10 protein-coding genes are annotated in these 13,052 nt (G+C 59.8%); all 10 read left to right on the top strand.

Going from position 1 to position 13,052, the window contains the following annotated elements; translation table 11 throughout:
* Nucleotides 1-126 precede the first annotated feature (126 nt).
* The 10 genes from J3P92_RS09360 (at nt 127) to J3P92_RS09315 (ending at nt 13,034) form a co-directional block, all read left to right on the top strand.
* Nucleotides 127-381, top strand: coding sequence for a type II toxin-antitoxin system Phd/YefM family antitoxin (locus J3P92_RS09360; protein WP_434650506.1), 255 nt, complete (start codon nt 127-129; stop codon nt 379-381).
* The gene (locus J3P92_RS09355; protein ID WP_420764707.1) at nt 382-792 is read left to right on the top strand and encodes a type II toxin-antitoxin system VapC family toxin; all 411 of its coding nucleotides are present in this window, start codon (nt 382-384) and stop codon (nt 790-792) included.
* 95 nt (nt 793-887) lie between these two features.
* Nucleotides 888-5,306, top strand: coding sequence for an RHS repeat-associated core domain-containing protein (locus J3P92_RS09350; RefSeq protein ID WP_434650505.1), 4,419 nt, complete (start codon nt 888-890; stop codon nt 5,304-5,306).
* A complete protein-coding gene (locus J3P92_RS09345; RefSeq protein WP_434563250.1) occupies nt 5,297-5,707 on the top strand; it encodes an SMI1/KNR4 family protein in 411 nt (136 codons plus the stop codon). The genes J3P92_RS09350 and J3P92_RS09345 overlap by 10 nt, the downstream gene beginning before the upstream one ends.
* Before the next feature lie 84 nt (nt 5,708-5,791).
* Nucleotides 5,792-6,403 (top strand): hypothetical protein, encoded by a 612-nt coding sequence (locus J3P92_RS09340; RefSeq protein ID WP_434650503.1) that lies wholly within the window; start codon nt 5,792-5,794, stop codon nt 6,401-6,403.
* A gap of 505 nt (nt 6,404-6,908) precedes the next feature.
* On the top strand, nt 6,909-7,268 hold the full coding sequence (locus J3P92_RS09335) for a DUF6124 family protein (RefSeq protein ID WP_434650501.1): 360 nt from the start codon (nt 6,909-6,911) through the stop codon (nt 7,266-7,268).
* A 496-nt stretch (nt 7,269-7,764) separates the two neighbouring features.
* The gene (locus J3P92_RS09330; protein ID WP_434650500.1) at nt 7,765-8,235 is read left to right on the top strand and encodes a hypothetical protein; all 471 of its coding nucleotides are present in this window, start codon (nt 7,765-7,767) and stop codon (nt 8,233-8,235) included.
* 361 nt (nt 8,236-8,596) lie between these two features.
* Nucleotides 8,597-10,012: a cytochrome c oxidase accessory protein CcoG gene (gene ccoG, locus J3P92_RS09325; protein ID WP_434610530.1), complete on the top strand. Its 1,416-nt coding sequence runs from the start codon at nt 8,597-8,599 to the stop codon at nt 10,010-10,012.
* A gap of 11 nt (nt 10,013-10,023) precedes the next feature.
* Entirely contained in the window at nt 10,024-10,563 is a 540-nt protein-coding gene (locus J3P92_RS09320) for a FixH family protein (RefSeq protein WP_420764714.1), read from the top strand.
* A gap of 20 nt (nt 10,564-10,583) precedes the next feature.
* Entirely contained in the window at nt 10,584-13,034 is a 2,451-nt protein-coding gene (locus J3P92_RS09315) for a heavy metal translocating P-type ATPase (RefSeq protein WP_434650498.1), read from the top strand.
* Nucleotides 13,035-13,052: the final 18 nt, after the last annotated feature.

Raw genomic sequence — 13,052 nt, 5'->3', positions numbered from 1 at the left:
CCCCGCCAATCCATTTGGCGGGGCCTTTTTTATCGGCCTTCGAAACATGTCGAGCCTGTTTCCCCTTGCCTGCACTTGGCGCCAGTAGTAACGTGCCTACATTCAGTTTCCATGGGGTACGCCACCATGTCCGTCACTACCATTTCCAGCCGCGAATTCAACCACGACACAAGTGGTGCCAAAAAAGCCGCCCGTGAAGGGCCGGTGATCATCACCGATCGTGGCAAGCCGGCCCATGTGCTGCTAAGCATTGAGGAGTACCAGAAACTGACCGGCATTGGCGCCAGTATTGTCGAGTTGCTGGTCATGCCCGACGCGTCGGATATCCACTTCGATCCCGAACGTGCCGTCATCACTCCCCGATCGGTCGACCTGTCCTGAATGTTTCTACTCGATACCAATGTCATCTCGGAGCTGCGCAAACCCCAAGCCGACAAGAACGTGCAGGCTTGGGCACGCAGCGTCCCCGCCCCCAGCCTCTACGTCTCGGCCATTACCGTGTTGGAGCTGGAAACCGGCGTCTTGCGCATCGAACGCAAGGACCCGGTGCAAGGCAGTCGCCTGCGCGCATGGCTGGACAACCACGTCATGCCCACGTTTGCCGGCAGGATTCTCGCCGTCGACCGCGCCGTTGCGCTTCGCTGCGCACGTCTTCACGTTCTCGACCGCAGCAATGAATGCGATGCTTTGATTGCCGCCACCGCGTTGGTCCACGGGCTGACCGTGGTGACCCGCAACGTGACGGATTTCCAGAGCAGCGGCGTGGCGTTGCTCAACCCTTGGTCAAGCTGATAACACAACGGACTCACCACTTAACGCCAGGGAGACAGGCGCAATGAAAGGCATCGAACCACCCAAGCATACAAGCGCCAGTTTGAGCATCGTCCATGTCTGACGCGCTCTGGGCTGCCCGCCTGGGCGACGCGCTGAACCACACTTCAATGATGGCCGACATTCTCGGCGGCGTGCTGGAGGTGGCGGCGAACATCGCGATCACTGCCGTGGCGACCGCCGCGGTGGTCGCCGCCACGGGCATTACCGTGGTCACTGGCGGCCTGGGCTGCTTCGTGCTCGGCCTGGTGGTGGGAACGGTGGTCGGCCTGGCCATGAGCAAGACCGGGGCCGATAAAGGCTTGAGCAATATATGCGAAGGCATCGGCAACGCCCTCTTTCCGCCCACGGTGCAGGCCAACATCCTCACCGGGTCCACCGACACCCTCACCAACAACATACCCGCCGCCCGCGCCGCCGGGGCGATTCAATCCCATGTCGCCCCGGCCGGCACCGAGCTCGAAGCCTCCGAGCCAGAAGAAGAACCCAGCTACCTGGACATGGCCGGGTCATTCTTCTCGCAGATGTGGCGTCCTACCGTCGCCACGCCCGCGCCGGGCGCAGTACCCAAGCCCGAAGACTTGGTCATCTGCACGAAGCACCCGCCGATGCCCCCGCAATTCATGGCCGAGGGCTCGGACAAGGTCACCATCAACGGCCAGCCCGCCGTGCGCAGCGGCGACCGCAGCACGTGCGACGCGACGGTGGTGTCGTCCGGGCTGATCTCACCGGACGTGACCATCGGCGGCGGTTCGGTGGTAGTGCGCGAGATCCGCAGCGGCAAGACCCCGGGCGTGGGGTTGGCGGTCACGGCGCTTTTGATGCTCAAGGGCGGCAAAGGCAAGTTCTTCAGCAAATTGCCATGCATGTTGGTGGGCGGCGCGGTGTCCATGGCCGCCAGCAGTGCGGCGAACGCGGCTGCCAACGCCGCCCTGGGCTCGCCGAACCCGGTGCATGCCGCCACCGGCGCCAAGGTGCTGGGTGGTGATGAAGAGCTGGACTTCGTCTTGCCCGGCATCCTGCCGATAAACTGGCAGCGTTTCTACAACAGCCGCGACGAACGCCACGGCAGCCTGTTCGGTGCCGGGTGGAGCGTGAGCTATGAGGTACAGGTCGAAATCCTCCCTCACCCCGACGGCGGCGAAACCCTGGTCTACACCGATGAACAGGCGCGCCCCATCGACATGGGCTCGATCCCATTGGGCGGCGCGGTGTTCAGCGCCGGCGAGGGTCTGGCCGTGCGCCGACATGCGAACGGGCAATTGCTGATCGAAAGCGACGACGGCCTGTACCGTTTGTTCGAACCCACGCCGGTCAACCCGGCACACCTGCGCCTGAGCCAACTGGGTGACCGCAACGACAACCGTATCCACCTCGACTATGACGACGCCGGACGCCTGGTGCGGCTGCGCGACACCTTCGATCTGGTGCAGGTCGAGTTGATACGCGAAGGCGAACGCGTCAGCCGGATCGAACGTCTCTATCCTGATCAATCGCGGGAAGTGCTGGTCAGCTACGCCTACGACGCCGCATGCAACCTCGCCGAAGTACGCGACGCTGGCAACCAGATGCAACGGCGTTTCAGCTATGACGCCGGGCAGCGGATGGTCGAGCACCAATTGCCCACCGGCCTGCGCTGCTTCTATGAGTGGGCCTTGATCGAAAGCCAGGAATGGCGCGTGGTCCGGCACTGGACCGACGAGGGCGACGCCTACCAGTTCGACTATGACCTGCACGCCGGTATCACCCGCATCAGCGACAGCCTGCAACGCGTCAGCATTCGGCACTGGAACAGCCAGCACCAGATCATCCGGTTCAGCGACAACCTCGGCCAGACGTGGCTGTTCGAATGGAATGATGAACGTCAGTTGCTCAGCGCCACCGATCCACAAGGTGGCCAGTATCAGTTCAGCTATGACGATGCCGGCAATCTGATCAGCGAAACCGACCCGATGGGCCGCAGCGAATCCACCCTCTGGCTCGAACATTGGGCACTGCCGCTGGTGGACACCAACGCCGCCGGCCACAGCTGGAAATACCGCTACGATCAACGCGGCAATTGCACCGCGCAAACCGACCCGCGGGGCCACATCACCCACTATCGCTACGACGCCCACGGCCAGGTCGTGGAAATCATCGACGCCACCGGCAAAAACAAAAAGCTGCGCTGGAACCCGTTTGGGCAATTGGTTGAACACGTCGATTGCTCGGGTTATCCGACGCGTTTCAGTTATGACCAGCGAGGCTACCTGCAAACCATCACCGATGCCCTCGGCGAGCGCACCCAATTCAGCTACGACGCCCAAGGGCGCTTGCTCAGCAGCCAATTGCCGGACGGCCGCACCGAGCACTACCAGCGCGACACCGCAGGCCAACTCACCGGCTACACCGACCCGGCCGGGCACACCACGCGCTACCAACACAACCGCCGCGGTCAGGTCCGCCAACGCACCGACGCCCAGGGCCGGCAAGTGCAGTTCGCCTACGACAGCTTCGGCCGGCTGCAAGCGCTGACCAACGAGAATGGCGAGAGCTACCGGTTTGCCTGGGATATCGGCAATCGGTTGAGCGAACAACAAGACCTGGATGGCAGCGCCAAGCGCTACGACTATGACCGCCTCGACAACGTCGCGGCAGTAACGGCGATGCCCGCGCCACACGGCACGGGCCTGGCGATCATTCCCGAAGCACCGCCGGCGCCCATCGTCCATCGCCTGGAACGCGACGCCGTGGGTCGGCTGATCGCCAAAGTCACCGACGATGGCCGCACTGAATACAGCTACGATCCGCTGGACCAACTCACCGCCGTCACCTTCACCGACCTGCAAGGCAACGCGCAAACCCTGAGCTTCGCCTACGACGCCCTCGGCCAGTTGCTCGCCGAAAACAGCGCCGCCGGCAGCCTGCAACACCACTACGACGAACTCGGCAACCTGATCCAGACCCAACTGCCCGATGGCCGCTGGGTCAACCGCCTGTACTACGGCAGTGGTCATCTGCACCAGATCAACCTCGACGGCCAGGTCATCAGCGACTTCGAACGCGACCGCCTGCACCGCGAAGTGCTGCGTACCCAAGGGCAGATCAGCACCCGCAGCGAATACGACCGCAGCGGTCGCCTGCGCACGCGACAACGCCGCCACAGCGGCCAACCCTCGCTGTTGCCGGCGGCGGTGCAAAAACACTTCGAGTACGACCCCGCCGACAACCTCATCGGCAAACTCGACCAGCAACCCGCCGCGCAACAGCGCCAGCTCCTGCACTACGACGCCACCGGTCGCATCATCGCCAGCCAGGACAGCCTGCACGGCCAGCGCGAAACCTTCACCTACGACGCCGCCGCCAACCTGCTGGACGGCCCGGCCCCCGGCGCCGGATTGGTGGTGCACAACAAACTGCTGACCTACCAGGACAAGCGCTACCGCTACGACGCCTTCGGCCGGATGATCGAAAAACGCAGCGCCAAACGTGGCGTGCAGCACTTTGCCTACGACGCCGAAAGCCGCTTGATCGAGGTGCGCAATGACAACGGCAGCGTGGTCAAAATGGCCTACGACCCGCTGGGCCGGCGCATCGAAAAAACCGAACACGACAGCCACGGCTACCCGCTGGGGGAAACCCGCTTCACCTGGGATGGCATGCGCTTATTGCAGGAAAGTCGATACAACCAGACTAGCCTTTATCTTTATACGGATAATACCTACGAACCCCTTGCGCGGATAGATGGATACGGTGCGCATCAGAAAGTCCGTTATTACCACAACGACCTGAACGGCCTGCCCGAACAACTCACAGAAGTCGACGGACGAAGCGTCTGGCAAGCTCGCTTTGAGGTGTGGGGTAACCCTCTTCAGGAAATTCGTGAACCCTACTTCATTGAAGAGCAAAACCTGAGGTACCAAGGACAGTATCTCGATCGAGAAATTGGGCTGCACTACAACGTTCTCAGGTTTTACGATCCTGACGTGGGTCGCTTCACTACGCCCGATCCAATAGGCTTGGCTGGAGGCCTAAATTTCTATGCCTATGCGCCCAACCCTATCGGCTATGCAGACCCTCTAGGCCTTGCAGTCGACCCGCTGATAAAACTGAAAGACCGTGGGTACACCGGCGTCACGAAGACACCTGGTGGAGGTCTCGACTATTCTGAAAGTAACGCGCTTTACAACAAAAAATCCGGCGTGAACCCAATCGTTAGAATTGAATACACTGGCGACTACGGGAAGGACTTCGAGGCCGCAAACAAGGCGGCCAAGTTGAGTCAAAAAACTACGCCATCCGGCCACGTATGGCACCACTTGGATGATTACGACCCGAAGACCAACACAGGCACGATGCAGCTCATCAAGCAAAACGCCCACAGCGGCATAAGCCATAACGGCGGTGTAGCTCAATACAAAGCAGCTACGGGCAAGGCCTACACCCACCCAGCTCGTTTCAAGAGCAGAACAAAAGGAGCATCCAAATGCGGCTGACCCTCGAAGAATCCGAACACGCCCTCTCTGTGCAAGAGTTGAATGAGTTCCAAGAAAAATTCAATGTGGAATTACCGACAGCCTTTAGGCAATTTTATCTAAAGCACAACGGCGGCGATTTGGCTGAGAGCAATAGCGAGAATGATTTTTTGCTGGGTGGATTCACTCCGATCAAATACGGACAAGCCCCTATCGAAACGGTCTATCGAGACTTGACGGACGACGTTCCGTCGTTAAAGCAAATGATCCCCTTTGCGTACGATCACGGTGGCAATTCCTTCCTCTTATCCGTTAAGGAGGCTGACTTCGGAAATATTTACCTGTACTTGATGGATGAAGAAGATCTGGCGTTCGTATGCGAATCATTTGAAGAATTCCTCGCTGAACTCACGGGTCAATAGAGCCATGCGTCATCGCTGGACAGGCTTAGTCTACACACGAGCCCGTGAAGCGATAGCCTCACGAGGCTCGCTCAGGTCTGCGCCATGAGTATGGAAATTCGCAAGCATCTGGAAGTGAAACTACTGGCGGCGCTGGAGCAAACAACGTCAGCCCACTTGGACCTGAAGGCCAGCAAAAACAAACTTGGCCTGCTCGCTGCCAAGGAAAAATTTGGGGAAATCTACGTTCAACACCTAACCAAGGCCGACGGCTATTACGCGGGGTTGGAGCTCTATACCTGCGAGGCCTTCAGCTTCTGCAAAGAGCAATCCCCGCCCTACGAGAGCCGCCTGCTGAATGCATCGTTTTTATCGAAGAGCTCCTTGTCGGAGCAAGCAAAACAATTCGGTGACGAGCCGGGCGGCATCATCAGGACCCCGTCCCCTCAAGCCATCAGCGCAACCGTCAAGAAAATAAGCGAACGGCTCGAGAAATTTTACCTGCCCAAGGCAGAGCACAGCGTTCTTGGCTCCCCCACATTAATCGATGACGTGTTGGCCGAGCCGGATAACTATGCGTTCCCATTCCTGACGATTGTCTTTGCAGCGCACAAAAATAATCTGAGCCTGGATTCGGATTTGCTCAAGAACGCTCTGGCCACTAAATCAATATTCGGAAACAAGCAGTTCGACTTGCCGCTTGCGAAAAACTACTAGGCGCAGGTTAAGCGCAAATTCCCGTGGCGAGGGAGCTTGCCCTTGCTGGGCTGCACAGCAGCCCCAAAAAGGCAGGCGCATTCCTACAGAAAAAACGCTGCGCCACCGAGCGAAAGCAAGCTCCCTCGCACCGAATCCAGGGCATTACGAAGGCTTGTTTATTCTCCCTGCGCAATGCTTCCGACAAGCTACGAATCCTTGCGCCATTGCCTACAACTACGCCAGAATCCGCCCGCTTGTGCGCCTTGCCCATGGGTTCTATCGTTTCCCTGCCACTGCCCATCAGTGGTCGGGCTTGGCGGCCCGGTACACGAAAGGCGCAACAGCCCCCAATATGATTGCAATGTCTCTGGCATTTGGCACTCCTATGTTATGGCGGGTTGCGCAAGGATCCCTTCGGGGATGCCGGGTTCCTTTCGTGCCGGTCCGCCAACCTTGCGTAACCCGTCACCCCACCTGCTTGGCGGCAGACGGTGATGGTTCCTCTTACGAAAGGAGCTGCACCATGTTCAAAATTACACCGAATCCCCCCGAAACAGAGCGCATCTCTGCGTCCACTCAATCCAAAACGAAGAAACAAGACGAAGCAGAAAAGCGCGCCTTGGATTACTACCTGCTACCGAAACCGGAAAAGTCCGAAGATGCATCCAAACCGGACCTGCTCTTCATCGTGGCAAAAAACGCCGACAACGAATGCCTGCTCGCTAACCTCAGCGAAAACCTGGCATCCGCTGACGCGATGATCAGCAACCTAGCCTTCGACCTCGAAGGCCCCCGCCGCCACATCGCCCTCGGCATCCAGCAATTGATCGAACTGAGTTCAATGCTGGCCAGCCGTATACTGGATAACGTCGACCCACGCTAGCTGCTACACCACCTCCGTGGCGAGGGAGCTTGCTCCCGCTGGGTGGCGAAGCCGCCCCAAAACAGACCGGCGCATCCCTACAGACACACCGCATCAGCCGGTTTACGACGGCTGCGCCGCCGAGCGGGAGCAAGCTCCCTCGCCACGGATCGCCTACACCTCAAAAGCAAGCGTGTAACCCGCCCTCACCAACCTGCAAGGCGACGTGCAAACCCTGAGCTTCGCCTACGACGCCCTCGGCCAGATGCGATTCAGCACGTCCAGTATGTGCGCAGTACAAAATCCGGAGCCACCTACAAGCTTGACTACCATCCAGGCGGCAGCCCTACCCAGCCCAACGTCCATGGAAATGATTATTGGAAGGTCTATAAAGTCAATAAAGCCGGTGAAGATGTTGTATTCGGCAGGATTGGACATAGTGACTTTAAAAATTATGACCCTCATAAAAGACTGACCCGTATACGTAAACGGCACGCTAATGAACGGTGGAACTTAAATGATTGATTTTGCAGCCGACATTAAATCCAAGCATTCAATTGCGAACATTTTATTGCAAGACAATATCTCGACCTACATGAATGAGCTCTATGAGCATCATAAAGTCGAGATAAAGAGCTACACGCTACCTGACGGTGAAACTAGAACAGCGTACGTAATCGATAGTACGCTCACCCTCTCGACCCTTCCTGACGGAACAATTTTTTCAATCGGCTGCAACGCGCGATACAAAGGGCTTTACCAAAATACGCTTTCCACAGGAATGCCTTTTGACCAGATAAAGAAGCTGACCGAACGCCAGCGCATATTTAATGGCATCATAATCCTCAACGAGGATTTTGGCTTCTGCTACGTCTTGCCAACACCTTATGACGAGATAGCTGACAGCATCGAAAACATACCGCCGACGCTAACGCTGGATGAAATTTACATATCCGAATTTTCTTCCTGGCTTCATAAACCGCAATAACATAAACCATCAAATTATCCGTCTGAATGCCAGCTAGAAAGAGGCAGCGCGGAACGCTGGCTGAGCACAAGATTTGAGGCGAAACGCAGATCCCCTGACGAGGGAGCTTGCTCCCGCTGGGTGGAGAAGCCGCCCCAGCCATCCAATACTCCACCAACGCCATACGCTGTCTATAGTCAATTGATCCAGGTCATGACTTGTTACATCCGCTACACCATTCGGCCCAGACACCCAACGCGACCAAAGGTCGCACCCTTGAGCCAGAGCGACAGGCGTATCATTGCGCCACTGCAACACCCTTTCTGACCGTGGTCGGCACGTACTGGCCTCGGCATTTTTCCACTGCCGTGGGATGCAATTGATGAGCAACCAGATTCCGGTACATGACGTTACCCCGCCTGCCAAAGACGCCAACAAAAGCGTCGACCTGTACGCCTCTCGGGAGAAAATTTACACCCGCGCCTTCACGGGCCTGTTCCGCAACCTGCGAATGGTTGGCGGGGGGTTTCTGTTCCTGCTGTATTTCGGCACGGTCTGGCTGAATTGGGGCGGTCACCAAGCCGTCTGGTGGAACCTGCCTGAACGCAAATTCTTTATTTTTGGTGCAACCTTCTGGCCCCAGGACTTCATCCTCCTCTCCGGCATGCTGATCATCGCCGCCTTCGGCCTGTTTTTCATCACGGTATATGCCGGGCGCGTCTGGTGCGGCTACACCTGCCCGCAAAGCGTCTGGACCTGGATCTTCATGTGGTGCGAAAAGGTCACCGAAGGCGACCGCAACCAGCGCATCAAGCTCGACAAGACGTCCATGAGCACCAATAAATTCCTGCGCAAATTCGCCAAGCACAGCCTGTGGCTACTGATCGGTTTCGTCACCGGCATGACCTTCGTCGGTTACTTCACCCCGATCCGCGAACTGGTGTTCGAGTTCTTCACCGGCCAGGCCGATGGCTGGTCGTATTTCTGGGTCGGATTCTTCACCTTGGCCACTTACGGCAATGCCGGCTGGCTGCGTGAACAAGTGTGCATCTACATGTGCCCTTACGCCCGCTTCCAGAGTGTGATGTTCGACAAAGACACCTTGATCGTTTCCTATGACCCGCGTCGCGGTGAAAGCCGTGGCCCGCGCAAGAAAGGCATCGATTACAAGGCCCTGGGCCTCGGCGATTGCATCGACTGCACCATGTGCGTCCAGGTCTGCCCCACCGGCATCGACATCCGCGACGGCTTGCAGATCGAGTGTATCGGCTGCGCAGCCTGCATAGATGCCTGCGACAACATCATGGACAAGATGGATTATCCGCGCGGGCTGATCAGCTACACCACCGAACACAACCTCTCGGGGCAAAAAACCCATAAACTGCGCCCGCGCCTGATCGGCTACGCCTTGGTGCTGCTGGCCATGATCAGCTTGCTGGTAACGGCGTTTTTCATGCGTTCGCTGGTGGGTTTCGACGTCAGCAAGGACCGCGTGCTGTACCGCGAGAACGCCGAAGGTCGGATCGAGAACGTCTACAGCCTGAAGATCATGAACAAGGACCAACGCGACCATACGTACGTCCTGGAAGCCGCCGGCCTGCCTGATCTCAAGCTCGAAGGCCGACGGGAAATCAAGGTCGCCGCCGGCGAGATCTACAGCCAGCCGGTCGAGTTGTCCAGCGCACCTGAACAATTGCCATCGAGCACCAACGAGGTGACCTTCATCCTCAAGGATGCCGATGACGAAAGCGTCCATGTTGAAGCCAAGAGCCGGTTCATCGGCCCACAGACTCGTTGAGAGAAATGAACATGCCTGCAGCAACTGCCACCAGCCCTTGGTACAAGCACCTCTGGCCGTGGATCATCATCGGTATCCTTGCCTGCTCGGTAACGCTGAGCCTGACCATGGTGACCATCGCGGTGAACAACCCGGATAACCTGGTCAACGACAACTACTACGAAGCCGGTAAAGGCATCAACCGCTCCCTGGAGCGCGAACTGCTGGCCCAGACCCTGCAATTGCATGCCAATGTGCAGCTGGACGACCTCACCGGGGAAGTCAACCTGCGCCTGGACGGCAATAGCCGTCCCCAGACCCTCGAACTGAGCCTGATCTCACCCACCCAGCCGGAGAAGGACCGCAAGATCGTCCTGACCCGCAACGACAGCGAACCTGGGCGCTACGTTGGCCAATTGGCAGACAAGGTCGAAGGCCGGCGCTTTGTCGAACTGCTGGGGGCGCAGAACGAGAAGACCTGGCGCTTGTTCGAAGAAGAGCAGATCAACCACGAACAGGCCATCTTGCTCGGTGATGAACCGCTGCAAGGCGCTGAAGACCTGAAGAAATAAGCCGCTTTTATGCAGCAACCATGACCACCCCACGGCCCTGCTACCACTGCGCCCTGCCCGTCCCGCCCGGCAGTCGCTTCACCGCCGTTGTCCTCGGTGAAACCCGCGAGCTGTGCTGCCCGGGTTGCCAGGCGGTGGCCGAAGCGATTGTGGCCGGCGGTTTGGAAAGCTATTACCAGCATCGCAGTGAAGCATCGGCCAACCCCCAGTCCCTGCCGGTGCAACTGACCGAAGAACTGGCGCTGTACGATCGCCCTGACGTGCAGCAATCGTTCGTTCGCCATGAAGGCGAGCTTTGCGAAACCACCCTGCTGATGGAAGGCATCAGTTGCGCCGCCTGTGGCTGGCTGATCGAAAAGCACCTGCGCGCTTTGCCGGCGGTGGCCGAGGCGCGACTGAACCTGTCCAACCATCGCCTGCACGTCCGCTGGGCCGACGGCCAATTGCCGCTGAGCACCCTGCTCGCGCAATTGCGCCAGATCGGCTACGCCGCGCACCCGTACCAGGCCGACCAGGCTTGCGAACAGCTCGCCGCGCAAAACCGTCTGGCCCTGCGCCAGCTGGGCGTGGCCGGCTTGCTTTGGTTCCAGGCGATGATGGCGACCATGGCCACCTGGCCGGAATTCAACATCGACCTGAGCCCGGAGATGCACACCATCCTGCGCTGGGTCGCGCTATTCCTGACAACGCCCATTGTGTTCTACAGCTGCGCACCTTTTTTCAAGGGTGCCATGCGTGACCTGCGCACTCGCCACCTGACGATGGACGTTTCAGTCTCCCTGGCCATCGGTGGCGCGTACATTGCCGGCATCTGGACCTCCATTACCGGTGTCGGCGAGTTGTATTTCGATGCCGTCGGCATGTTCGCCCTGTTCCTGCTGGCCGGCCGCTACCTGGAACGCCGGGCTCGGGAACGCACCGCTGCGGCCACCGCCCAATTGGTGAACCTGTTGCCGGCCTCGTGCCTGCGCCTGGCGGATGACGGCCAGAGCGAGCGCATCCTGCTCAGCGAACTTCATACGGGCGACCGGGTGCTGGTGCAGCCCGGGGCTATCCTGCCCGCCGACGGCAGGATTCTCGAAGGGCAGTCCAGCGTCGACGAATCGCTGCTGACCGGTGAATACCTGCCGCAACCCCGCCAGGCCGGCGATGCAGTCACGGCGGGCACGCTGAACGTCGAGGGCGCGCTGACCGTTCAGGTATTGGCCTTGGGGCAGGACACTCGTTTGTCCGCCATCGTGCGCCTGCTGGAACGCGCCCAAGGCGAGAAGCCGCGCCTGGCGGAAATCGCCGACCGCGCCGCCCAATGGTTCCTGCTGTTCTCTCTGGTTGCCGCCTCCGCCATCGGCCTGTTGTGGTGGCATCTCGATGCTTCGCGCGCTTTCTGGATCGTCCTGGCGATGCTCGTCGCGACCTGCCCTTGCGCGCTGTCCCTGGCGACGCCAACCGCACTCACCGCAGCCACCGGCACCCTGCACAAACTCGGATTGTTGCTGACCCGCGGCCATGTGTTGGAAGGCCTGAACCAGATCGACACGGTGATTTTCGACAAGACCGGCACCCTTACCGAAGGCCGCTTGGCGTTGCGCGCCATCCGCCCCCTGGCGGCGCTCGACAGCGATCAGTGCCTGGCCTTGGCCGCCGCCTTGGAGAATCGCTCCGAACACCCGATTGCCCGCGCCTTCGGCCGGGCGCCACTGGCCGCTGAGAATGTGCAGAGTTTTCCGGGACTTGGGCTTGAGGGCTTGGTGGGGGAACAGCGATTGCGCATCGGCCATCCCGGCTTTGTCTGCGACCCGAGTGGCGCCACCGTACCGGTGATGCCGGACGAACCTGGGCAATGGCTGTTGCTGGGGGATGATGCCGGGCCGCTGGCCTGGTTTGTCCTCGACGACCGTCTGCGTACCGATGCCCCGGCCCTTGTCGCGGCCTGCAAGGCGCGGGGCTGGCGCACGCTCTTGCTGTCGGGCGACAGCTCGCCGATGGTCGCCAGCGTTGCCGCCGGACTGGGCATCGATGAGGCTCGCGGCGGTCTGCGCCCGGATGACAAGCTGGCCGTGCTGCAGCAGTTGCGTCAACAGGGCCGCAAGGTGCTGGTGCTCGGCGACGGCGTGAACGATGTGCCGGTACTGGCAGCGGCGGATATCAGCGTCGCCATGGGCTCGGCCACCGACCTGGCCAAGACCAGCGCCGACGCGGTACTGCTGTCCAACCGCCTCGAGGCCCTGGTTCACGCCTTCAGCCTCGCCCGGCGCACCCGTCGGGTCATCATCGAGAACCTGGTCTGGGCGGGGCTGTACAATGGCCTCATGTTGCCGTTCGCCGCCCTTGGCTGGATCACACCCGTGTGGGCTGCGGCCGGCATGTCCATCAGTTCGCTGACCGTGGTCTTGAACGCGCTGAGGCTGACCCGCCAACCCAAGGTGCAGGTTCTTGATGCCACGCCCGATACCCGTCCGCAGCCGGCCTGAGCCGCGCGGGCATGGAGG

The sequence above is a fragment of the Pseudomonas sp. D3-27 genome, assembly GCF_051132165.1.
GTDB lineage: Bacteria > Pseudomonadota > Gammaproteobacteria > Pseudomonadales > Pseudomonadaceae > Aquipseudomonas.
Note: the sequence above shows the minus strand (reverse complement) of the source record. Positions and strands in the feature narration are given on the sequence as shown.

Bases quoted from the DNA above. Each gene is read 5' to 3' on its own strand.
- J3P92_RS09345 (WP_434563250.1), top strand. From the start codon at position 5,297: ATGCGGCTGACCCTCGAAGAATCCGAACACGCCCTCTCTGTGCAAGAG.
- J3P92_RS09335 (WP_434650501.1), top strand. From the start codon at position 6,909: ATGTTCAAAATTACACCGAATCCCCCCGAAACAGAGCGCATCTCTGCG.
- J3P92_RS09340 (WP_434650503.1), top strand. From the start codon at position 5,792: ATGAGTATGGAAATTCGCAAGCATCTGGAAGTGAAACTACTGGCGGCG.
- J3P92_RS09320 (WP_420764714.1), top strand. From the start codon at position 10,024: ATGCCTGCAGCAACTGCCACCAGCCCTTGGTACAAGCACCTCTGGCCG.
- J3P92_RS09360 (WP_434650506.1), top strand. From the start codon at position 127: ATGTCCGTCACTACCATTTCCAGCCGCGAATTCAACCACGACACAAGT.
- J3P92_RS09315 (WP_434650498.1), top strand. From the start codon at position 10,584: ATGACCACCCCACGGCCCTGCTACCACTGCGCCCTGCCCGTCCCGCCC.
- J3P92_RS09355 (WP_420764707.1), top strand. From the start codon at position 382: ATGTTTCTACTCGATACCAATGTCATCTCGGAGCTGCGCAAACCCCAA.
- J3P92_RS09350 (WP_434650505.1), top strand. From the start codon at position 888: ATGTCTGACGCGCTCTGGGCTGCCCGCCTGGGCGACGCGCTGAACCAC.
- ccoG (WP_434610530.1), top strand. From the start codon at position 8,597: ATGAGCAACCAGATTCCGGTACATGACGTTACCCCGCCTGCCAAAGAC.
- J3P92_RS09330 (WP_434650500.1), top strand. From the start codon at position 7,765: ATGATTGATTTTGCAGCCGACATTAAATCCAAGCATTCAATTGCGAAC.